Source organism: Lysobacter sp. S4-A87 (assembly GCF_022637455.1).
Classification (GTDB): Bacteria; Pseudomonadota; Gammaproteobacteria; order Xanthomonadales; family Xanthomonadaceae; genus Lysobacter_J.
Map to the genome: position 1 here is coordinate 2,710,273 of NZ_CP093341.1, position 22,241 is coordinate 2,732,513.

Below are 22,241 nucleotides of genomic sequence, written 5' to 3' on the forward strand. Positions count from 1 at the left end.
GCGCACGGCCGCCCGCCGCAGCACCTGTTCCGATAGCATCGGCTTCCGGACATAGCGATCGCACAAGGCCTGATGCCCACCGCAATCGAGGAAATCCTGCCCAGCGCCGAGCCGTTCACCGCCGATCGTCTCGTCGATGGGGGCCGGCCCGTGGTGCTGCGCGGCCTGTGCCGGCACTGGCCGCTGGTGGCGCTTGCGAAGCAATCGGACACCGCGTTCGCCCAGGCGCTGCTCGGCTACGACAACGGCACGCCGGTCGATGTGCTGGTGATGCCGCCGGAAGAGGGCGGCATCGTCGGCTACAACGCACAGCTGGACAGCTTCAACTACAAGCGGTTCCGCGTCACCTTGACCCAGGTGCTGCAGCGCCTGGCCTCGTACAGCCGGCTGGAGGACACGCCCGGCGTGGCGATGCAGAGCGCGTTGATCGCCGACAGCCTGCCCGGGTTGCTCGATGAACATGCCCTCCCGCTGCTGGACGCGGCCGTGCGCCCGCGCCTGTGGATGGGCAACCGCGTGACCACGCCGGCGCATTTCGACAGTTCCCACAATCTGGCCGTAGTCGTCTGCGGACGGCGCCGCTTCACGCTGTTTCCGCCGGAACAGGTGCGCAACCTCTACGTCGGTCCGCTCGACTTCGCACCGACGGCCGCCGCGATCAGCCTGCCGCGATTGCAGGACCATGCCGACCCGCGCTATCCGCGCCTGCGCGAAGCGATCGAGCATGCCCAGGTCGCGGAACTGGAACCGGGCGACGCGATCTACATTCCGCCGGTGTGGTGGCACCACGTCGAATCGCTCGAACAACTCAACGCACTGGTGAACTACTGGTGGCGCCCGGAGGCATACCCGGGGCATGTCGCCGAACCGGGGCTGGATGCACTCGCGCACTGCATCCTGGCATTCAAGTCGCTGCCCGATGCCGAACGCGCGGCGTGGAAGGCGCTGCTCGACCATTACGTGTTCGGCGACGAAAGTCCGGCCGCGCATATTCCCGAAGCGCGGCGCGGGATCCTCGGGCCGCTGACGCCCGAGGTAGTGGCGAAGCTGCGCCAGTTGGCCGGTCGCCACGGCTAGGACGCATTGCCAGGCGGAGCCCACGATGAATGCCGGTTCCCAGGGCTGACACTGCTCGCTATTGCGTCGCCGCCTGCGCCGGCTCGCGGCGGAACCAGGCCTGTGCATTGCCGCGCGCCACCATCAGCGAGTGCACTTCGCCCCTGGCGTCGCGCACGAACTCGAAGCGCATCTGGCTGATGTCACCGGGACCGATGAAGCGGGTCGGCGTGAGCGCCTGCAGCTTCATCGGCGGCGAGCCCTTGTCCTGCACCGAAACCGAAGCGTCGCTGACGGCAACGTCGAGCACGTCCGATTCGAATGCACCGGAGAGATTGCCGGCGAGGTCCTTCGGCACCGTGGTATCGAGGCGATAGCTTCCGGCGAAACCGGACACCGCAGCCGGCGGCAGCGCCAGTGTCCGCAGCGGCGGGTTGACGCCGCGCCCAAGCGCGTCCGACAGCGCATTGCGGATTTCCATCATCAGCTTGCTGCCGTTACTGCCGTTGGTGAGGATGACCAGGCCATCACCGGTCTCCAGGTAACCCTCGATCCAGGCGCGGTAACTGTCGTTGGAGCCGCCGTGATGGAAGATCCGGGTCTGGCCCTCGCCTTCCAGGCGCGGTCCGAGGCCGTGGATGCTCGGCGAGACTTCGCTCATCATCTGCTGAGCCAGCGACTGCGGGAGGAAGTCGTCCTGGCCCCGGTAGCTGCGCAGCAGCGCACCGACGAACGCGCCCAGGTCGTTGGCGCTGGTCCATAGGCCCGAAGCGGCCTGTTCCGGGAACGCCTCCCAGCCGCGCGGCAATGCCGTCAGGTTGCCGTCCTTGTCGTGCGCCTTGGCAATGTTGCCCAGCGTGGCCGGCAACGGATTGAGGTACGAGCTGCGACGCATGGCCAGCGGTGCGAACACGGCACCACGGGCGATCGCTTCCAGCGGCTTGCGCGTCGTGTCCTCGAGCACGAGCTGCTCGACGGTGACACCGCCACCGGAGTAACGCATTCGCGACCCGGGTTCGAAATCGATCCGTACCGGGTCGTTCTTCGCCGGCGCCACGCCATCGAGGGTCTGCACGATGGTGGGCAGCTTCGCGCCGGGCAGGTAGTCCTCGAAGCCCCACACCGTCAGCCCGGACGTGTGCGACATCAACATCCGCAGGGTCAGCGTGTCCTGGGAGAAGGCGGGCGCATCGGGCACCTTCCACGAGCGCAGGTAGCTGTTGACGTCGCGATCCAGGTCGAGCTTGCCCGCGGCGACCTGCCGCAACGTGGTCGCCGCCGTCACGACCTTGCTGACCGATCCGACCGAGAACATCGTGTCGGCATCCACCGCATCGTTGCTGCCGGCTTCGCGCAGACCGAAGCCACTTGCCTGGACGACCTGGCCATCACGGATCACCGCGATCGCAACGCCGGGCACGTGATGGAATGCCATGCGCTCGCGCAGCGACCAGCCCGGCAGGGGCGCATCGGCGGCGAGCGTGGTGGGGCGAAGGCCGTGGTCGAGGGCGCCGAACACCCCCTGCGATGCCGGCGCGAGAGGCGGCGTCTGGGCACCGGCTGCCGTTGCCAGCAACCCGCCCGCCAGCGCCAGGCACGCAAGCGCGCTGCGTCGGCGTGCGAAGGCAGTACAGGCCGCCGTGGTCAAAGGTGCGCTGCCACTGTCCTGCCTGCGTGCGACATCCATGCGGAGCTCCTTGTCTGGTTGCAGAGACCCCGACTCCCGGGGTGGGTAGGACAGTAATCGTCGCAGTGGCGGTCAGGTTGACACGGTGACCGCCGCCGCCGCTCCAGCGTCAGGAGTACTTCAACGCCAGCTCGGGCACCTTCGGCTGGAGCGCATAGAACAGGTCCTGGAACTCTTCCTCGGTCAGTTCATCCGGGGCATAGACGGCCACCGGCTCGATCCCGCGGTCGCTCGACACCGGAACGCGTGGTCCCGCACGTCGCGAAAACGGCCGGCCTTTGTAGTCGACCAGGTCAGGTGCGTCCTCCCAGTGCTCGATGGCGTAGTCGTCGCTGCCCAGCAGCAGGATGATCTCGATCATGTCGATGCGTCCTCTCGGGTTGGTCCGGGCCCGGCGTCGCGCAGCGACCGGAACACGCGGATGATCGCGGCGACACTGCGACTGGCGTCGTCTTCGGTGGTCGCCCAGTTCGATACCGAGATGCGCATCGCCGCCTGGCCCTGCCAGTTGGTCCCGCCAAGCCAGCAGGTGCCGTCACGCTGCACGCCGGTGATGACCGCGCGGGTGATGTCGTCATCGTCGTCGAAGCGGACCAGTACCTGGTTGAGTGCGACCTCGTTGAGGATGCGCACGCCCGGCTCATGCGCGAGCTGCCCGGCCATCTGCCGTGCACGCGCGCAGCAGCTGTCGATCAGGTCGGCGATGCCGTCGCGTCCGAGCGCGCGCAGCGTGGCGTAGACCGGTATGCCGCGCGCACGGCGCGAGAACTCGGGCACCCAGTCGACGGCGTCGCGTTCCTCGCCCTGGGTCTGGATCAGGTAGGCCGCGGCCGTCGTCATCGCGGCGCGATGGTCCTGGGCATGGCGGACCATGGCAACGCCGCTGTCGTAGGGCACGTTCAACCACTTGTGCGCGTCGGTGGCCCACGAATCGGCCAGTTCGATGCCGTCGGCGAGGTCGCGCCGTGACTGGCTCGCGCGCGCCCAGAGCCCGAAGGCGCCGTCGACATGCAGCCACGCGCCGGAGTCGTTGGCGATGCGGCCTATCTCGCGCAGCGGATCGAAGGCACCGGTGTTCACGTTTCCGGCCTGCGCGCAGATGATGGTCGGGCCCGTGAGCGAGGCCACCTTGTCGGCAAGCGCATCGACGCGCATCCGTCCCTGCGCATCGGTCTCGACCCGCTGCAGTGCACGCGTGCCCATCCCCAGGTAGCGCATCGCCACGTCGATGGTGATGTGCGACTCGGCCGAGGCGATGACGTTGATGCGTGGTGCGCCGGCCAGTCCGTCGACTTCGACATCCCAGCCAACGCGCCGCAGCACCCCATGCCGGGCCGCGGCGAGGCAGGTGAAGTTGGCCATCTGGCAACCAGTGACGAAGCCGACGCCGGATTCGGGTGGCAGGTCGAACAGTTCCAGCAGCCACTGCGCCGCGACTTCCTCCGCCACCGACACCAGTGGCGAGATCGCATAGATGCCGGCGTTCTGGTCCCAGGTCGACACCAGGCAGTCGGCAGCCAGGGCCACCGGGTAGGCGCCGCCTATGACGAAGCCGAAGTAGCGCGGTGAGTTGCAGGCCACCGCGCCGCGATCGACCTGGGCTGCAAGCAGGTCAATGACGTCGCCGCCTTCGTCTCCCTGGCGGGGCAATGGCACGCGCAGTGTTTCCAGCAGTTCGTCGCGGCTGGCGCGCGCGCCGACGTGGCGATCGGGGAGCTTGCGCAGGTACGACGAGGCGTGCGCCATCGCCTTCTTCAGGTACTCGTCGAACACGGCGGACGCAAAGCGGTCGTTGGCCATGGCGCAGGGATCCCTTGGGAACCGGCCAAGGATACGGGACGCACCGTCGCCGGGCGGAGAACGCAGCGTTTCACGCCAGCCGGGCAGGCCTCATCCACGAACTCCGCCGCGACTATCGGTCGGGCGACATGGGATTGGGGTGGTGGACATGCGGCATCTCGATCGCGCCGGAGAGATAGCTGTCGAGCCAGTCGCGGAAATGGGTGGGTGTCAGCAGCGCGTTCGACCCGGGCGTGAGCGTGTGGTCATCCAGCAGCGCGTCGTAGTACCGCGCCGTCGCGTCCGCCACCACCGGCCGATCGTCCTGGTAGCTGTACATCACCCATTGCACGAGCTCGTTCAGCCGGTAGGTCTCGGGGCCGGCGATTTCGACGATCGAGTTCGACGGTGGCTTTTCGATCAGGTCCGCCAGCTGCGCGGCGACGTCGTCCGCCGCCGCAGGCTGCACCAGCGCAGGCGACAGCTGGACGAGGTCCTTGCTGTGGCCTGGCGGGATGATGCTGGCCATGAACTCGAAGAACTGCGTCGCCTGCACCAGGGTGTGCGGCACCTTCGAGCGCTTCACCAGCCGCTCCTGCGCATCCTTCGCCCGGAAGTAGGCGCTGGTCTGCAGGCGCTGCGTGCCGATCACCGAAAGCGCCAGGTGATGGGCGATGCCGGCGCGCTCGCCAGCGGCAAGGAGCTGCTCGCTGGAACGGGTGAAGAACTCGGTGACCTCCGGTTCCTCGAACGACGGCGCATTCGTCACGTCGACGACGGCATGCGCCCCGTCCAGCGCTTCCTGCAGCCCCTCGCCGGTAAGCGTGTTGACGCCGGACCGGCGCGAGGCGGCAACGACCTCGTGGCCGCGCAGCTTCAGCCTGGCGACAAGCTTGGATCCAACGAGGCCATGCCCGCCGGCCACCACGATCTTCATTGTCCGGGTTCCTCATTTCGCGGTCGCATCACGGTAGGTCTGCCCGCACCGCGCCGGAAGGCCTGGCCGCGGACACCCCGTGTTGTCCCGCGCGCAACAATCCGGTTGCGGTTACGGCTTGCCACCCTCGCGCAAGGTGCGATTGAACAGGGCAAGCGTGCGTGTCCAGGCTTCCTTCGCCGCTGCCTCGTCGTAGCGCGGCGTGGTGTCGTTGTTGAAGCCGTGCTGCGTACCCGGCGGCTGGAACAGCGTGTAGTGGACATCCGCCGCCTTCAGCGCCGACTCGTAGGCCGGCCAGTTGGCGTTGATGCGCTCGTCGTTGGCGGCCAGGACGACCAGCAACTCGGCCTTGATCTTCGGCACGTCCTCCAGAGGCGCGGCGGCACCGTAGAACGGCGCTGCGGCGGCGAGAGTGGGCAGGCGCGTGGCGAGGAAGTTGGCGATGCCGCCGCCATAGCAGAAGCCCACCGCGCCGAGGCGACCGTTGCCGCCCTCGATGCCGGCCAGCATGCCCGCCGCGGCGACGAAGTCCTCGCGCGTCTTCGCCTGGTCGAGCTGGCCGAACAGGGTGCGCGCCGCATCTTCGTTGCCGGGGTAGCCGCCGAGCGGGAACAGCGCGTCGGGAGCGAAGGCGATGAAGTCCGCCAGCGCCAGTCGCCGCGTGATGTCCTCGATGTGCGGATTGAGGCCGCGGTTCTCGTGCGCCACCAGCACCACCGGAAGCGGCCCGCGCGCCTTGGCCGGTCGCGCCAGGTAGCCGCGTGCGGTGCCGTAGCCCTGCGGCGAAGCGAACTCCAGGTACTTCGCCGTCAGGCGCTTGTCGTCGGGCTTGACCTGCTGCGCGGCGGCGAACTGCGGGCTCAGTGCGGCGAGCAGTCCGGCCGCGCCCGCGGCGCCGGCGGCGAAACGGGCCGCACCGGCGAGGAAGCCGCGTCGATCTATCGCGCCATGGACGTACTGATCGAACAGGCGCAGCACCTCGGGATCGAAGTCGCTGGCCTTCAGACGGGGAGGATTGGGCATGGTGGTCTCCGCACGGTTTCGGCTGGCGGCGTCCACGCCACCAGCGCTTCGGGACGCCGAGCATACCTTTCCGCGGCTGCGCCGGCGGGACGGCTACGCCTGCGGCTCGGGCGTCGCGAGCACCGGCAGCTCGAGGTAGGAGCCGTCAACGCCGCCGAGGTGGATGCGGTTGAGTGCGCGTGCCGGGACAGACTCGTCGTAGTTGCGGCCGCCGGTGTTGAGGTTGCGCTCCAGCCGCGGAAAGCTGCTGCTGGTGATGTCGAGGCGGATGCGGTGGCCGCGCGGCACCAGGTAGGCGATCGAGCGCATGTCCACCGTCAACGCGTAGGTCTGGCCGGGGGCCATCCGGGTCGGGCAGAAGATGCCGTCGCGATAGCGCGCGCGCATCGCGCCTTCCTGGATATTGGTGGCGCGTCCGTCGGGCCACACATGCACCAGGCGGGCGACGAAGTCGGTGTCAGGCGCCGAAGACGACACCGTCAGGTGCGCGCGCAGCGGTCCGACGATGCGCATCGGCGCCTCCAGCGGGGCCGACGTATAGACCAGCACATCGTTGCGTGTTTCGACATCGCGCTGGTCGACGGGTCCCGACAACGCATGCGGATCGGCGCTGCAGCACAGCGGCCCGCCGCGCGAGGGCGCCGGGTCCAGCGGGTCGTAGAGGTAACCGTCGGAGTGCTCGCTCTGGTCCGGTTGCGGGCCCAGCGTGCCGTCGCCGTCGCGGGTATTGGCCTTGCCGTCGCTGCGCAGGTACCAGCGCTGGTGGCGTGCCTGCACCGGCGGCCACGTGTTTGCCGTGAGCCAGCGCTGCTCGCCGACGACGAAGTAGAGGTACGGCGGCAGGCTTGCCAACCCGTCCCCCTTGCCGCGCAGCCAGTAGTCGAACCATTGCAGGTACCACTGCCGGTAGGGCTGTCCGGCATTGCGCACGGGCAGCTCGCCGAAGCGGCCCATGTCGGCGATCAGTTCATGCTCGCAGTGGTTGCCCGGGGCGATGATCACGTGCTGGTGGGCGGCGGCCACCGGCGATGCGCGACGCACCGCTTCGCTGATCGCCAGCGTGCCCTCGATGGACGGGTCGCCCCAGGTGTTGATCACCAGCGCCGGCGTGGTGACGCGATCGGCGTCGGTAACGTAATCCAGGTCGTTCCAGCCGGCATCACCGAGTGGCGTCTGCAGGAAATCCTCGAAGGCGTTCGGGCCTGGACGCGCGCGTCGCACCAGTTCCAGCACCGGCAGCTGTGGCAGCAGTCCGGCCATGCCGGGAACGTCCGGCGAACCCGAGTGCGCCAGCTTGCCGCCATGCCGCGAGAACCAGCCGGTGGCGCCGGCCAGCTGCAGGACGCCGCCCTCGAACGCGCCGAAGTACTCGGCGTTGCCGGCGAGCATGCCGGCGGCGCCGCCGGCGGCGCCGGGAATCATCGCGGCGTGCGCGGGATGGTTCGCCCGTGCCAGCGAGTACTGCAGTTCGCCCAGCGCCGAACAGCCGATCGTGCCGACCTTGCCGTTCGACCACGACTGCTTCGTGATCCATTCCAGCGTCGCCACGCCGTCGCTGGTGGCATGACGCCACGGCACGAAGCCGTCGCCTTCGGATTCGAACTTGCCGCGCACGTCCTGCACCAGCACCGCGTAGCCGTTGCGCGCGAAGAACATCGCATCGCCCAGCGCCTCGCCGTAGCGCTTGCGGTCGTAGGGCAGGCGTATGTAGACGGCGGCCAGTGGCCCGCTGTCGCCGCGTGGACGGTACAGGGTGCCGGCCAGGCGCACGCTGTCGGGCATGGTGATCCAGACGCGATCGTCGATGCGCACGTTGAACATCAGCGCCCGCACCGGCAACTGCCAATGTGCCGGGATGTACTCGCGCAGGGTGTAGACCAGGCCGGCAGCCACCGACGCGACCATCAGGCCCGTGATGATCAGCAGCCACCAGAATGAAGCGGGTCGCACCGCGGACAAATCCATCTCCAAGTCGGCGTTCCTTGCGGCGCGCGTATCAGTTGGAACTGCTCAGTCGGAACTGTTCAGTCGGAACTGTCGCCGGCTAGCGCGTGCGACGCTTCGGTAAACGCAGTGAACCGTGCATGGCGGACAGCCTGCCACGCCGCTCAGGGGGGCGCGCAAGTGCTTCCGGCGATGATCGCGCGCAGGCGCGTGGCTTCGGCCTGGGCGTACGCGCGATTGTCGGCGCCACCCACCGACTGCGACTCGACGTCGCCCAGGCGCTGCGTCCATCCCTGGCACAGGAGGGCGTCGGGCACGGGCTGGCACTGGTCGTCGACCATCTGGCAGGCCGTGCCGGTGCCGCCATTGGATCCATCCAGGCCGGTCACCGCCAGCGGCACGCACCGCGGCGGCGGCTGGGCGTCGTCGCCCAGGTAGCGGTGGCCTTCCCACGTGCGGCATTCGAACAAGGGCGGCGGCGCGGTGCGCCCGCCGCGTTCAGGTAACGGGGGCGCCGATGCGGCCGTTGCGGAAGCGGGTGCGGAGGCCGGCGCAGCGGGCGCGGCCCTGGTCGCCGCAGGCGCCGGCGCAGGTGCGGCGCCCGTGGAGAGGAACTGCGCGCGCGACTGCTGCGGCGCCGGCTCGACCACGCGCTTCACCTCTGTGCTGCCCTTGGGGCAGGGGACGCCGTTCTGCAGCGTCACTGCGCCGCTGGCATCGGTGCAGCGGTAGATCGCCACCTGCGCCTGTGCATGCGGGGCAAGTGCGAGCAACAGCAGCAACCACGGCAAGCGTCGTCGCGCGCCGTCCCCACCCACTGCCAATCGCATCAGACGCCACCGCAATCGTTGGCCAGGCGTGCATCGATTCCGCGCTGTTCGCGGTCGATCGCCTGGCGCTCGCCCTGCAGGGCGCTGTTGTAGGACCGCCCGAGATCCCAGCGGCGATCGCGCAGGCGCGCGCAGACTTCCTGCTGCGGAAGTTGCGTGCAGGTGTCGCGAACCCAGCTGCCGGGGCCGTAGGGGTCATACACGAACTGTCCGCCCATCGGCGGCCCGGGTTGCGAGCCCGAAGGTCCGGTGGGCCGCCCACCGATGTTGTCGCCGAGCGAGGTACGTGAATCCACCACCGGATAGCCCAGGGCCCACAGCGGCATCCAGCGCGGATTGCCCTCGCCGGTCTCGCTCATGTAGTTGGTGCCATCGGGCGTGGTGCATTCGTACATCGGCTTGGGTGGGGTCATCACGATATAGCGTGTCGTCGCGACCGGCGCCGATGCGGCAGCCGTCACCGTTGCCACCGCCTTCGACGGCGCGCGCGTGGTCGTCGCCTTGGCCTTGGCGCGCTTGGGCGGATCCTTGGGGCGTTGCATTTCCTTGGCCTGCTGGGTCTCGCCCTTGTGGCAAGGTGAATCGCGCAGCGTCAGCTTGCCGTCGCCGCCGGTGCACCGGTAGATGGTGATGTCGCCCGCGCTCGCCGCCGCCGATGCAATCAGCAGTGGCAACGAGGCAAGCAGCATGAAGCGACGCGGCGACATGCGTGCAGCATGCGCCGTCGGCGTCGCCTGCGATAGGTGTGGATGCACGAACATGGCCGCTGCTCCCTTCACTTCTGCCGCGTGTAGTCGATCTGCATCGTCTTGGCTTCCTTGCCGGCGCGGGTCTCGTACATCTCGAACACCTGGTGGTCGTTGTCGACCACGCGCACGACCTGCCGGACCGGGACCTTCGCGCCCTTGGAGGCCGGGTCCGCCATCTCGCCGCGGTAGGTGTAGGTCTTCGTCGCCGGGTCGTAGTCGCCGTACGACACGTACATTCCCGTCGAACCGCTGTCCATCCAGGTGCTGTAGTACTTGCCGGTGACGTTGTCGTACCCGTTGAAGCCGACGCCTTCGAACGGCTGGCCCATCCACTTGCTGCGGAAATCCTGGCGGATGTGGCGGCCGCCGAGCACCAGCGTGTTGGTTGCCGAACCCGTCTCGGTCATCGGCGGCGTGTCAGGGTCCATCCACATCGTCTGCCGGGTGGTCCACTTGCCGACCATCGCGGCCAGCTGCTTGTGCTGCTCGCCCGGCTGCGCGGCCTTTTCCCAGGCCTGCATCATCGCCTGCTGCTCGGGCGTGAGTTGTGCTGGCTTGGCCGACTTGTCCTGTGCCGCCAGTGGAAGCGCGGCGAGCAACGCCAGCGTGAGCAGGGAGATCTGCGCGATCTTCATGACGGCCTCCTGGTGGGCCCCGGTCCGTGGCGTTGCCGATCAACGCCGGCGCCGGGACGCTACGACCTTGGCCGTTAAGCCAGCGTGCCGGCAGGCGGTGACTACGCGCGCAACTGGGCGCCGCTGCGTGCGTCGCGAATGGTGGTGGGCGAGGCCAGGCCGCCGGTTTCACCCGCGGTCACGCCGTCGAGCTGGACCAGCAAGCGCGGGTCGAGCGCCTCGCGGGCGTGCACGGGCGGCTCGCCGCTGAGATTTGCGCTGGTCGAGACCAGCGGCGCGCCGAATGCCGCGCACAGCGCGACGACCGTGGGGTGGGCGCTGATGCGCACGGCGACGCCGTCGTGGGCGCCGGTGATCCAGCGCGGCACGCGTGCAGTGGTTGGCACGATCCAGGTGTTGGGCCCCGGCCAGGTCGCCAGCACCGCTTCGCGGCGCGGTGGCGGCAGGGCCTGCCAGTCGAGCAGACCGTCGGTCTGATCCAGGGAACCGGCGATCAGGATCAGGCCTTTTTCGACCGGACGCTGCTTGATGGCGAGCAGTCGCATCACCGCGGATTCGTCGAACGGGTCGCAGCCCAGGCCCCAGACGGCTTCGGTCGGGTAGGCGATGACGGCGCCCTGGCGGAGGGCGATGGCAGATTCGGTGGGGGTGGCGGGCGTCGGCATGGGGGGAAGGATAGCGGGCAAAAGCAGCCCTCATCCGCCCTGCCGGCCACCTTCTCCCGCACCCCGAGCGCTGTGCGCTCGGGCCGGGGTGCGGGTTGGGGTGAGGGCAGCCCTCAGGCCTTGGCCTTGGCGACCTTCTTCACCACTTTCTTCGCCGGCGCCTTCTTGGCCACAGCCTTCGACACGGCCTTCTTCGCCGGCGCCTTCTTGGCCGCCGTCTTCTTCGCCGCCTTCTTGGCCGGTGCCTTCTTCGCGACGGCCTTCTTCACCACCGCCTTCTTGACCGCCGGCTCCTTCTTCGCCGCCGCCTTCTTCTTGCCGAAGCGGCCGCGCACCGGCTTGCCCGTATCGGCCAGCAGCTGGGTGACTTCTTCCAGCGTCAGCGATGCCGGCTCACGGTCCTTGGGAATCTTGCCGTTGAGCTTGCCGTCGCTGATGTACGGGCCGAAGCGGCCGTTGAGGACCTGGATGTCGCTTTCGTCCCACTGCTTGATGATGCGGTTGCGGGCGATCTCTTCCTTCTCTTCGATCAGGAACACCGCGCGGTCGAAATCGATGGTGTGCGGATCGTCTTCCTTCGGCAGCGAGGCGTACACGGTGCCGCGCTTGGCGAACGGACCGAAGCGGCCGATGCCGACGCTGACTTCGTGGCCGTTGCTCTGGCCGAGCTTGCGCGGCAGCTTGAACAGCTCCAGCGCGTCGGCCAGCTCGATGGTGTGCATGCTCTGGCCGGGGCGCAGCGAAGCGAATTCCGGCTTCTCCTCGTCCTCGACCGTGCCGATCTGCGCGTACGGTCCATAACGGCCCAGGCGAACGCTGACCGGCTTGCCGCTCTTGGGGTCGGTGCCCAGCTCGCGCGCGCCGGTGGCTTCGCTGCGATCGACCGACTCGGTCTTGTCGAGCACCAGTTCCTTGAACGGGCCCCAGAACTTCTCCATCAACGGCACCCATTCCTCTTCGCCGCGCGACACCGCATCGAGCTCGTCCTCGAGCTTGGCGGTGAAGTCGTAGTCGACGTACTGGGTGAAGTGGCTGGAGAGGAACTTGCTGACCGCGCGGCCGACGTCCGACGGCCGGAAGCTGCGGCCTTCCATTTCGACGTACTTGCGGAACAGCAGGGTCTGGATGATCGAGGCGTAGGTCGAGGGACGGCCGATGCCGTACTCCTCGAGCGCCTTCACCAGTGCCGCTTCGGTGAAGCGCGGCGGCGGCTGGGTGAAATGCTGGTCGGCATGGATGCGGTCGAGCGGCACGCGGTCGCCGATCTTCATCGCCGGCAGCTTGCGGCCTTCGTCCTCGTCATCGCTGGTCTTGGTGTCCTTGCCTTCCTCGTAGACGGCCAGGAAGCCCGGGTCGACCACGGTCGTGCCCGAGGCGCGGAAGCTGTGCTCGCTGCCGGCGGCCAGGTCGACCGAGACGGTGTTGAGCGTGGCCGGGACCATCTGCGAGGCGACGGCGCGCTTCCAGATCAGCTCGTACAGGCGGCGCTCGTCGTCGCTGAGGAAGCGCGACACCGATGCCGGCGTGCGCAGCGCCGAGGTCGGGCGCACGGCTTCGTGCGCTTCCTGGGCGTTCTTGGACTTGGTCTGGTAGGTGTTGGGCTTGTCCGGCAGCGCGCGCGTGCCGTAGTCGCGAGCGATCACGTCGCGGATCTCGCCCAGTGCTTCTTCCGACAGGCTGACCGAGTCGGTACGCATGTAGCTGATCAGGCCGACCGTGCCCTCGTCGCCGAGGGTCACGCCCTCGTACAGCTTCTGCGCGACCTGCATGGTCTTGCGCGTGGTGAAGCCGAGCTTGCGCGAGCCTTCCTGCTGCAGCGTGGAGGTGGTGAACGGCGGCGACGGACGGCGCTTGCGTTCCTTGCTGGCCACGTCGGTGACGTGCAGGGCGCCATTGGCGGCCTTGACGATGCGCTGGCGGGCGGCCTCGGCGGTGTCGCCGTCGGTGACGGTGAACTGCTCGAACTTCTTGCCGTCGAGCTTGTTGAGCTTGGCGGTGAAGGTCTGCGTCGGGTGCGCGCACTCGGCCTCGATCGACCAGTACTCACGGGCGATGAAGGCTTCGATCTCTTCCTCGCGCTCGACGATCATGCGCAATGCCGGCGATTGCACGCGGCCGGCGGACAGGCCGCGCTGGACCTTGCGCCACAGCACCGGCGACAGGTTGAAACCGACCAGGTAGTCGAGCGCCCGGCGGGCCTGCTGCGCGTCGACCAGGTCGGTGGCGATCTGCCTCGGCTGGTTCATCGCTTCCTTGATGGCGCGCGGGGTGATCTCGGTGAACACCACCCGCTGCAGGGTCTTGCCTTCGAGCAGGCCGCGCTCACGCAGGATCTCGGCGATGTGCCAGCTGATCGCCTCGCCCTCGCGGTCCGGGTCGGTCGCCAGGTACAGCGCGTCGGCGCTCTTGGCGGCCTTGGCGATGGCATCGACGTGCTTCTCGTTCTTCTCGATCAGGTCGTAGCGCATGGCGAAGCCGCGGTCGGGATCGACCGCGCCCTCCTTGGGCACCAGATCGCGGACGTGGCCATAGGAGGCCAGGACGGTGAAGTCCTTGCCTAGGTACTTGTTGATCGTCTTGGCCTTGGCAGGCGACTCGACGATTAGGAGATTCTTGGCCATGGGGGCTCCGCAGGACCAGTTCCGGCGCTGCTGGCGGTTGTAACGGTTGAGGTCTGTAGAAGGCTGGGCCCGGCATCGAGGCGGGGCGCAGGGGGGCTTCCTTATTTATTGAGGGCACGCAGCGGCCACGGCTGTCAAGCGCGACTGCGTGAAGTCGGGACAGCAAGCGCAGCGGCTGCGGTGCTGTTCAGTTTCATCGGCCGCGAATCCGGGGGGGCGCCGGCGGAACCAGCGCCCGGCAGAAAACAACGCTCAGGCCGCAATCGCAGCCGCCGGTGGCGAGGGAGACGAAATTGAGGCGCTGCCAAGCAGCCTGCACAGCGCGTTCTACGATCCCAGGGCGCATTACGCCCGTCGCTGGCAGGCGGGCGACGTCGTCGTGTCCGCTTCGAAGGTCGGCGTCCGACCGACCCCCTGCGCGGGGGCCGGTAGTCTTCAGTGCACCGGCTCGGGCTCGTCCTCGAACATCTGCGTTTCCATCCAGGCGTAGGCCGCCTCGGAACCGGGCTGGTTGAACAGGACCATCAGCACGACCCATTTCAGGTCGTCCAGGTCGAGTTCGTCCTGGTCCAGGGCCATGGCGCGGTCGAGCACCAGCTCGCGCTGGCCGGCATCGAGCACGCCGTGCTGCTCCAGGAACATCAGGAAGCCGCGGCACTCGACGTCGAGTCGGTCGAGTTCGGGGCCGAAATAGATGCGGGTCGGACCGTCGGCGCGCGGGGCGCTGGCACTGGGCCGTTGCTGGGCCAGCGCATCGAGCCATTCGAAGGCTTTGTTGATCTCGGCGGGGCTGAACCCGGCTTTGCCGAGCTCGTCAAAGAGAGGACCGCTGCGGAGCGAATCGTGGTCGCGGACGAGGTCCGCGTCTTCAGTGAAGTAGTGCTCGAACAGGTACAGCAGGACGTCCAGAATGCTCTCTTTCATTTCCCTCGGCCTGCGCCGCATGCGGCGCGGTGGGCAGAAACTTGCGGGTGGCCCGCGGGTCGCTTCGTGCCAGCGTTTGAAGGCCGCATTCAGCGATTGCGGAAGTACCGGCCGTGTTGTGCCTGAACACGACCATCAAGCTCCATGAGCAGCAGCATGGAGGACACTGCTGCGGCCGTCAATCCAGTCCGTGTGACGAGTTCATCCATATTGGTGGGGTCGTGACCCAGGGCCAGCCACAACTGCTGGTAGTCGGGGTCTTCGCGCGCTGAATCCTTCGCGGGCCGGCTAACGGCTTCCTCACCGCGATGAATTGGGGCGTCCAGGCGTGTCCGCAAGTCCTGCGCCAGTACCTGTGCCTGCGGGGCGAGTGCGGCGATGACCTCGGCGGGGTCCTCTACCAGCCCGGCACCCTCGCGGATCAGGCGGTGACAGCCGCGGGCGAGCGGGTTGCGTATCGAGCCGGGCAGGGCGAAGACATCGCGCCCTGCCTCGGCGGCCAGGCGGGCGGTGATCAGGGCGCCGGACTGCCAGGCCGCTTCGATCACCAGGGTCGCCAGCGACAGGCCGGCGATGATCCGGTTGCGGGTCGGGAAGTGCCATGTCGACGGACCGGTGCCCGGCAGGTGCTCGCTGACCACCGCACCGCGCTCGGCGATACGTGCCAGCAGGCGGGCGTTGGCGCGCGGGTAGGCGACGTCCGGGCCGGTGCCCAGCACGGCCACGGTGATGCCGTCGGCGGCGAGCGTGGCTTCGTGTGCGGCGGTGTCGATGCCGGCGGCCAGGCCACTGGTCACCGCCAGACCTGACCGCGCCAGTGCGTGGGCGAAGTCGGCGGCGTGCGCGGTCCCGGCAGGCGTCGGTCCGCGCGTGCCGACGATGGCAACCGAGGGATGCCAGAGCAGGGTGGGGTCGCCGGCGACAAACAGTGCCAACGGCGGGTTGGGCCCGCGTAGCAACAGCGCCGGATAGTCGCAGTGACGGCAGTCGAGCAGATGGTGGCCGGGCTCGCGCAGCCACTTTTCCGCGTTCTCCAGTCGCACCGCATCGGGCCTGGATAGTTTCGCCATCTGTTGCGCCGCCAGCCCGCACTCGCGCCAGGCGGCAGGGCCCGCGGCCAGTGCCTGCGCAGCACTGCCATGCCGTTCGAGCAGGCGTCGCCGCGGCTCGACCGCGCCTGCGGCCACCAGCAGCCGCAGCAGGGCGTGGGCGTCGTCGCCGGGGGCGGTGGCAGGGGGCGGTGGCGGTGCGGGCGGCATCGCCCAAGCCTGGTCCGGAAACGACGACGGCGCCCTAGGGCGCCGTCGACTTGGATCGTAGGTCAACCCTGCTCGCAGGGCGCCCGGTTGCTCAGTTGGTCGCGTCCGGGTGCTTCAGGCGGTAGCCCAGGCGGGTCGGACGGACGCCGTCCATGACCAGCGCGTAGCTGACCTTCTCGAAGGTGCGGAAGACCATGACGTGGCTGGCGAACTCGTCAGGCAGCTTGACCTCGCCACCGCGGGTGGTGGCGTCGTAGCTGCGATCGATGCCGGCCTTGACGCGGTCGATCTCGAGGCTGCCCTGGCGCCAGGTCGACAGCACGGTGCCATTGTCGATGCCATCGGCGGTGCCGACCGACAGTGCCACGACGTCACGGTTGCCGCCGCTGGTGAGCATGTCGGCGACGGCGATCACGCGGGCCTTGTCGAGCGGCAGCTCCTGGTTCGGGGCGTGCGGCATGAACTGCAGGTCGTAAGCCTGCGCTTCGACCGGGATCAGGCGATCGCCGACGCGGACTTCGCGGCCGTTGCCGTCGATCACCAGCGTGGCGGCGTCGGAGTCGCCGACGATGCCGCGGCTGATGGTGCCGGTGGTCTGCTTGGTCAGCTCGTAACCCAGGAAGTCGCCACCGCCGGCCGGCAGCTGGTAGTTCCACAGCGACTCCAGGCCGATGTTGCGCTTGCCGCGGAAGTCGAGGTCGGCGGCGCGGCGACCGGAGTTGTCGCAGCAGCGGTCCGGATCCATCGTCACGTAGCGGTGCGACGGACGGACGATGGCGTAGCGCTGGCCCGGCTGGGCGTCGGCCAGGCCCTTGATGTAGGCCACCTGGTCGAGGCTGCCGGCGAGGCGGTCTTCTTCCAGGCCGACCACGTAGGGCAGGCCCTCGAAGTCCTCGACCACGCGCATGTCCTTGAGGAAGGCCTCGACGTCGGACAGCGGGATGGCGTTGATCGGCGCCTCTTCACGCGGGCCCTCCTGCACCGCGACGCGGTCCAGGTAAGCCAGCGAGAGCACGTCGCCGGGGTAGATCAGGTGCGGATTCTTGACCTGCGGGTTGGCCTGCCAGATTTCCGGCCACAGCCAGGGCTTTTGCAGGAACTTGCCGGCGATGTCCCAGAGGGTGTCGCCTTTCTTGACCACGTAGGTGTCAGGATGGTTGCCCGCGACCTCGGCGGCCACGCCGTAGGTGGCGACCGTCAGCAACGCAGCGGTCAGCACCGTGCGCAACGGTTTGAAAATGGTGACCATCTGGTTTTCCCCTAATGAGCCTGGATCGACGGCCCCTTGACGTGCTGCCCCAGGCAGCTTCCCCATCCGCCGGTAAAGGCGGGGCCCCGCGGCAATATAGCCCAGAAGAAGCGCACGGTTGCAAGCGTGGCTACCCCCCAACGGGGTTACAATCGCACTACTTGTTGTGGTTGTGACACACGCCCCCATTTAAATCGCTGCCCTGAATCGCCCCGTCCAGAATCGCCCCGTCCAGAATCGCCCGCCCACAATCGCCATGGCCCTGCTCCCCATTCTCGAGTTTCCCGATCCGCGCCTGCGCACCGTTGCCGCGCCGGTCGATCCCGCACGCGTGACCAGCGCCGAATTCCAGAAACTGCTCGATGACATGTTCGAGACCATGTACGAGGCCCCGGGCATCGGCCTGGCCGCCAGCCAGGTCGACGTGCACCAGCGCTTCATGGTCATGGACATCAGCGAGGAGCACGACCAGCCGCGGGTCTTCATCAATCCGGAGATCACCGCCCGCGACGGCGAGCAGGTTTACCAGGAAGGCTGCCTGTCGGTGCCCGGCATCTTCGCCGACGTGACCCGCGCCGACCGGATCACGGTCAGCTTCCTCGACCGCGATGCCAAGCCGCAGACGCTCGAAGCCGAGGGCCTGCTGGCAGTGTGCATCCAGCACGAGATGGACCACCTGGCCGGCAAGCTGTTCGTCGACTACCTCTCGCCGCTCAAGCGCGAGATGGTGCGCAAGAAGCTGGCCAAGCAGCGCCGCCAGGCCGCGGCCTGAGCCACCCCGGTCGTCCCGGGCGCGGCGAGGACATCCATTGCGCTACCGCCCGGCGACACGCAGCCTGCTGCCTGCCCGCCGGGATGACACCAACCCTCCCTTGGCGCACATCCCCCGATGAGAATCGTCTTCGCCGGCACCCCCGACTTCGCCGTGCCGTGCCTGCGCGCAGCCGCGCAGCGCAATGAGGTCGTCGCCGTCTACACCCAGCCCGATCGTCCCGCCGGGCGCGGGCGCGGCCTGACCCCGTCACCGGTCAAGCGCGAGGCGCTGCTGCGTGGCATCGAGGTGTTCCAGCCGGAGAACTTCAAGTCGGCCGTTTCCAAGGACGCGCTGCGCGCGCTGAAACCGGACCTGATGGTAGTGGTGGCCTACGGCCTGATCCTGCCGCAGTCGGTGCTCGACATTCCCACCTACGGTTGCTGGAACGTGCACGCCTCGCTGCTGCCGCGCTGGCGCGGCGCCGCGCCCATCCAGCGCGCGATCGAGGCGGGCGACCGCGAGTCGGGCGTGTGCCTGATGCAGATGGAGAAGGGCCTGGACACCGGTCCGGTGCTGCTCTCGCAATCGCTGCAGATCGGCGAACAGGAAACCGGCGGCCAGCTGCACGACCGCCTGTCCGCGCTCGGCGCGCAGGTGCTCGCCGACGGCCTGGGACTGCTGCGCGCCGACATCCGTCCGCTGCCGCAGCCGCAGCCCGAAGAAGGCGTCACCTACGCGCACAAGCTCGACAAGGCCGAGGCGCGCCTGGACTGGTCGCGGCCGGCGACGGTGCTGGCCAACAAGGTGCGCGCGTTCAACCCCTGGCCGATGGCCGAGGCGGTCGTGGCCGGCGAGCGCCTGCGCCTGCACGGCGCGGTCGCCCTCGACGAAGTCCACGGCGCCGAGCCGGGGTCGCTGCTTCGCGCCGGCCGCGATGGCCTCGATGTCGCCTGCGCAACGGGCGTGCTGCGCATCCGCGTGCTGCAGCGTGACGGCGGCAAGGCAATCACGGCCGCCGATTACCTCAACGGTCGTCCGGACCTGCGCTGACGGCCGCTGCCATGCCACGTCCTGACTCCTCCCCCATCACCAACAGCGGCGCCGCCTCACGCGCTGCCGCGGCGCGTGTGCTCGATGCGGTGCTGCATCACGGCCGTTCGCTGAAGGCTGAGCTTGCGCTGGCATTGCCGCGCATCGCCGATCCGCGTGACCGCGCGCTGGTGGAAGCCATCTGCTTCGCGGTGCTGCGCCAGCCAGCGCGATTCGAGTCGGCGTTGCTGGCATGGGTGCCGCGACCGTTGCCCAAGCGCGACAGCGAACTCAAGGCGCTGCTGTTCGTCGGTTTCGCCCAGCTCGACCCGCTCGGCCTGCCGGCGCATGCCGCGGTGGCGGCGACGGTCGAGGCCGCGCGCACGCTCGGCCGACGCCACCAGGCCGGCCTGGTCAACGCACTGCTGCGCCGTGCCCAGCGCGAAGGCCTGCCGGCCGGCGAGCCGCACGCACACTGGCCGAAGTGGCTGCGCGAGCAGATCAATCGCGACTGGCCGGACGATGCAATGGCGATCCTCGACGCCAGCGCCGCCGAGCCGCCGATGTGGCTGCGCGTGAACCGTCGCCAGCAATCGCGTGACGACTATCGCGCCCGCCTGCACGAGGCCGGGATCGAAGCGCAGGTGGACGATCGCCTCCCCGATGCACTTCGCCTGGACACGCCGGCCGCGGTCGCCGTGTTGCCTGGCTTTGCCGATGGTGCAGTGTCCGTGCAGGACGCATCGGCGCAGCTGGTCGCCGAGGCGCTCGCACCGCCTCCCGCCGGCCGCGTCCTCGACGCCTGCGCCGCCCCCGGTGGCAAGGCCGCGCACCTGCTCGAGCGGGATGCCGCATTGCGCCTGGTCGCGCTGGACATCGATGCGCAGCGGCTCGACCGCATGCGTTCGGGCTTCACCCGCCTGCGCTTGGGCGATCGCATGCAACTGCTCGCCGCCGACGCCGCCGACACCGCGGCCTGGTGGGACGGCGTGGCATTCGATGCAGTGCTGCTGGACGCGCCGTGCTCGGCGACGGGCATCGTCCGTCGCCAGCCCGACGTGCTGCAGCACCGTCGTGCATCGGACCTGACCGCGCTGGTGGCGACGCAGTCGCGCCTGCTCGACGCGCTGTGGGCCACGGTCGCTCCCGGTGGCGTGCTGCTCTACGCGACGTGCTCGATCCTCAAGGCCGAGAACGAAGCGCAGGTCGATGCCTTTCTGGCGCGCACGCCCGATGCAGTCGCCGAACCGCTCGACGAGCGTTTCGGCCGGGTCAGCGGCGCCGGCCGCCAGCGCCTGCCCGGTGAGCTGGACTGCGATGGGTTCTTCTACGCGCGGATGCGCCGGAAGGGCTGACGTCCGGCCCGATCCGTTCCGACATCGCGACGACGCCCGCCCGCTATCATCCGCCGCATGCTCAAGCCGATCGCCTCGCGCCCGACCTGGCGCAACGACACCACGCTGTTCTGGATCATCGCCCTGCTCGTGCTCGGCGCCGGCCTCGGCCTTCGCGACCCGTGGCCCGCGGATGAGCCCCGCTTCACCCTGGTCGCCCGGCACATGGTCGAAAGCGGCGACTGGCTGTTCCCGCATCGCGGCAGCGAGTTGTATTCGGACAAGCCGCCGTTGTTCATGTGGTTGCAGGCGATCGCATACACCGTGTTCGGCAACTGGCGCATCGCCTTCCTGCTGCCGTCGCTGCTCGCGGCGCTGGGTACGCTGTGGTGCGTGGTCGACCTGGGTCGTCGCCTGTGGACGCGACGCGTCGGCATCTACGCCGGCTACGCGTTGCTGTTCGCACTGCAGTTCACCTGGCAGGCGAAGAAGGCGCAGATCGATCCGCTGGTGGTGTTCTGGATCACGCTGGCCAACTACGGCCTGCTGCGGCACGTGCTGCAGGTTGCCCGCAACCAGGGGCCGAACTGGCCGATGTGGATGCTCGGCTGGGCCGCGGCGGCGCTGGGCACGATCAGCAAGGGCGTGGGCTTCATCGCGCTGCTGATGCTGATCCCCGCCGGCATCGCCTCGCTGCGCGGCTGGGACGTGAAGGTGCATGCCGGTCGCGCGAAGTTCTGGCTCGGTCCGCTCGCTTTCGTGCTGGCCGCGTGCGTGTGGCTGGTGCCGATGCTGATCGCCGCGCTGGGCAACGCCGGTCCTGAGTACCGCGCCTACATCGACGACATCCTGATCCGCCAGACCGCCAAGCGTTACGGCGCGTCATGGGACCACGGCCAGCCCGTGTGGTACTTCCTGGAAGTGATGGCGACCATGTGGTTGCCGACAGTGCTGGTGCTGCCGTGGGCGCTGCCCGCCTGGTGGCGGCGCCTGCGCCGGCGTGATCCGCGCTACCTGTTGCCGCTGGCGTGGGTGCTGCTGGTGCTGGTGTTCTTCACCCTGCCCAACGGCAAGCGCGACATGTACATCCTGCCGGCCCTGCCGATGCTGGCGCTGGCACTGGGTCCGCTGCTGCCGGGCCTGCTGCGCCGCAAGGGCGTGCGCCGGCTGGCCTATGGATTCACTGCAGTCCTGGCCGTCGGCCTGCTGGTTGGCGGGCTGGCGATGCTGCTGGGCGATCCCGGGTTCGAGCGTCGCTTCGTGGCCGAACGTTCGCTGGAAGACGTGTCGACGGCGCTGGCGGCCAGCATCGCGGCACTGGGATTCTTCTGTGTCGGCTGCCTGCTGTGGTTCGGTCGCGCGCGTCCGGTCGCCGCCATGCTGGCGACGCTGAGCGGTCTGTGGGTGTGCTTCGGCATGGCCCTGGCGCCCCTGCTCAACGACTCCTCGTCGGCGCGCGGGCTGATGACCGAAGTCGGTCGTCGCATTGGTCCGCAGGCGGAACTGGGCCTGGTTGCCTGGCGCGAACAGAATCTGTTGATGGCAGACCGGCGTGTCGCCGAGTTCGGCTTCAAGGTCGACTTCGACGAGCAGATGCAGCGTGGTCTGGCCTGGCAGCGACAGGCGCCTGGGACGCGATGGCTGCTGGTGCAGGACGTGGCGCTGGCCGCGTGCATCGAAACGGGCAAGGCGCAGCACCTGGGTCACGCCAACCGGCGCGGATGGACGCTGGTGCCGGGCGCCGCCGCGGCCAATTGCCGGTAATC

Annotated in this window: 19 protein-coding genes; 5 read left to right on the forward strand and 14 right to left on the reverse strand. The window is 68.8% G+C overall.

The window, feature by feature from the left end:
• The first annotated feature begins 72 nt into the window (after window positions 1-72).
• A complete protein-coding gene (locus MNR01_RS12120) occupies window positions 73-1,077 on the forward strand; it encodes a cupin-like domain-containing protein (RefSeq protein WP_241918044.1) in 1,005 nt (334 codons plus the stop codon).
• A 58-nt stretch (window positions 1,078-1,135) separates the two neighbouring features.
• Here MNR01_RS12120 and MNR01_RS12125 read toward each other — a convergent pair whose 3' ends face one another.
• The 14 genes from MNR01_RS12125 to MNR01_RS12190 form a co-directional block, all read right to left on the reverse strand.
• Window positions 1,136-2,743 carry a serine hydrolase domain-containing protein gene (locus MNR01_RS12125; RefSeq protein ID WP_241918045.1) on the reverse strand — a complete coding sequence of 536 codons (1,608 nt, stop codon included), beginning with the start codon at window positions 2,741-2,743 and terminating at the stop codon, window positions 1,136-1,138.
• A 109-nt stretch (window positions 2,744-2,852) separates the two neighbouring features.
• Window positions 2,853-3,104, reverse strand: coding sequence for a hypothetical protein (locus tag MNR01_RS12130; protein ID WP_241918046.1), 252 nt, complete (start codon window positions 3,102-3,104; stop codon window positions 2,853-2,855).
• Window positions 3,101-4,543 (reverse strand): aminotransferase class V-fold PLP-dependent enzyme, encoded by a 1,443-nt coding sequence (locus MNR01_RS12135; protein ID WP_241918047.1) that lies wholly within the window; start codon window positions 4,541-4,543, stop codon window positions 3,101-3,103. The genes MNR01_RS12130 and MNR01_RS12135 overlap by 4 nt, the downstream gene beginning before the upstream one ends.
• A 112-nt stretch (window positions 4,544-4,655) precedes the next feature.
• Window positions 4,656-5,459, reverse strand: a complete 804-nt coding sequence (locus tag MNR01_RS12140; RefSeq protein WP_241918048.1) for an SDR family oxidoreductase — start codon at window positions 5,457-5,459, stop codon at window positions 4,656-4,658.
• A gap of 111 nt (window positions 5,460-5,570) precedes the next feature.
• Window positions 5,571-6,482, reverse strand: coding sequence for a dienelactone hydrolase family protein (locus MNR01_RS12145; RefSeq protein WP_241918049.1), 912 nt, complete (start codon window positions 6,480-6,482; stop codon window positions 5,571-5,573).
• Between the two features lie 93 nt (window positions 6,483-6,575).
• A complete protein-coding gene (locus MNR01_RS12150; RefSeq protein ID WP_241918050.1) occupies window positions 6,576-8,432 on the reverse strand; it encodes a CocE/NonD family hydrolase in 1,857 nt (618 codons plus the stop codon).
• A gap of 158 nt (window positions 8,433-8,590) precedes the next feature.
• A complete protein-coding gene (locus MNR01_RS12155; protein WP_241918051.1) occupies window positions 8,591-9,256 on the reverse strand; it encodes a DUF4124 domain-containing protein in 666 nt (221 codons plus the stop codon).
• Window positions 9,256-10,017 (reverse strand): DUF4124 domain-containing protein, encoded by a 762-nt coding sequence (locus tag MNR01_RS12160; RefSeq protein WP_345779009.1) that lies wholly within the window; start codon window positions 10,015-10,017, stop codon window positions 9,256-9,258. The genes MNR01_RS12155 and MNR01_RS12160 overlap by 1 nt, the downstream gene beginning before the upstream one ends.
• Window positions 10,018-10,031: 14 nt before the next feature.
• The gene (locus tag MNR01_RS12165; protein ID WP_241918052.1) at window positions 10,032-10,640 is read right to left on the reverse strand and encodes a DUF1579 domain-containing protein; all 609 of its coding nucleotides are present in this window, start codon (window positions 10,638-10,640) and stop codon (window positions 10,032-10,034) included.
• A 101-nt stretch (window positions 10,641-10,741) separates the two neighbouring features.
• Window positions 10,742-11,305 carry a Sua5/YciO/YrdC/YwlC family protein gene (locus MNR01_RS12170; protein ID WP_241918053.1) on the reverse strand — a complete coding sequence of 188 codons (564 nt, stop codon included), beginning with the start codon at window positions 11,303-11,305 and terminating at the stop codon, window positions 10,742-10,744.
• Window positions 11,306-11,418: 113 nt separating this feature from the next.
• Window positions 11,419-13,926 (reverse strand): DNA topoisomerase I, encoded by a 2,508-nt coding sequence (locus tag MNR01_RS12175; protein ID WP_241918054.1) that lies wholly within the window; start codon window positions 13,924-13,926, stop codon window positions 11,419-11,421.
• Window positions 13,927-14,361: 435 nt separating this feature from the next.
• Window positions 14,362-14,850 (reverse strand): DUF494 family protein, encoded by a 489-nt coding sequence (locus tag MNR01_RS12180; RefSeq protein WP_200607559.1) that lies wholly within the window; start codon window positions 14,848-14,850, stop codon window positions 14,362-14,364.
• A gap of 89 nt (window positions 14,851-14,939) precedes the next feature.
• Complete coding sequence (gene dprA, locus MNR01_RS12185; RefSeq protein WP_241918055.1) at window positions 14,940-16,109, reverse strand: DNA-processing protein DprA; 1,170 nt, start codon at window positions 16,107-16,109, stop codon at window positions 14,940-14,942.
• Window positions 16,110-16,200: 91 nt separating this feature from the next.
• On the reverse strand, window positions 16,201-17,349 hold the full coding sequence (locus MNR01_RS12190; RefSeq protein WP_241920613.1) for a LysM peptidoglycan-binding domain-containing protein: 1,149 nt from the start codon (window positions 17,347-17,349) through the stop codon (window positions 16,201-16,203).
• A gap of 265 nt (window positions 17,350-17,614) precedes the next feature.
• Between MNR01_RS12190 and def the strand changes: the two genes are divergently transcribed.
• The 4 genes from def (at window position 17,615) to MNR01_RS12210 (ending at window position 22,239) form a co-directional block, all read left to right on the forward strand.
• Window positions 17,615-18,130 carry a peptide deformylase gene (def, locus tag MNR01_RS12195; protein WP_241918056.1) on the forward strand — a complete coding sequence of 172 codons (516 nt, stop codon included), beginning with the start codon at window positions 17,615-17,617 and terminating at the stop codon, window positions 18,128-18,130.
• A 117-nt stretch (window positions 18,131-18,247) separates the two neighbouring features.
• Window positions 18,248-19,162 carry a methionyl-tRNA formyltransferase gene (gene fmt, locus MNR01_RS12200; RefSeq protein ID WP_241918057.1) on the forward strand — a complete coding sequence of 305 codons (915 nt, stop codon included), beginning with the start codon at window positions 18,248-18,250 and terminating at the stop codon, window positions 19,160-19,162.
• Window positions 19,163-19,173: 11 nt separating this feature from the next.
• A complete protein-coding gene (gene rsmB / locus MNR01_RS12205) occupies window positions 19,174-20,496 on the forward strand; it encodes a 16S rRNA (cytosine(967)-C(5))-methyltransferase RsmB (RefSeq protein ID WP_241918058.1) in 1,323 nt (440 codons plus the stop codon).
• 57 nt (window positions 20,497-20,553) lie between these two features.
• A complete protein-coding gene (locus tag MNR01_RS12210) occupies window positions 20,554-22,239 on the forward strand; it encodes a glycosyltransferase family 39 protein (protein WP_345779010.1) in 1,686 nt (561 codons plus the stop codon).
• Window positions 22,240-22,241 lie beyond the last annotated feature (2 nt).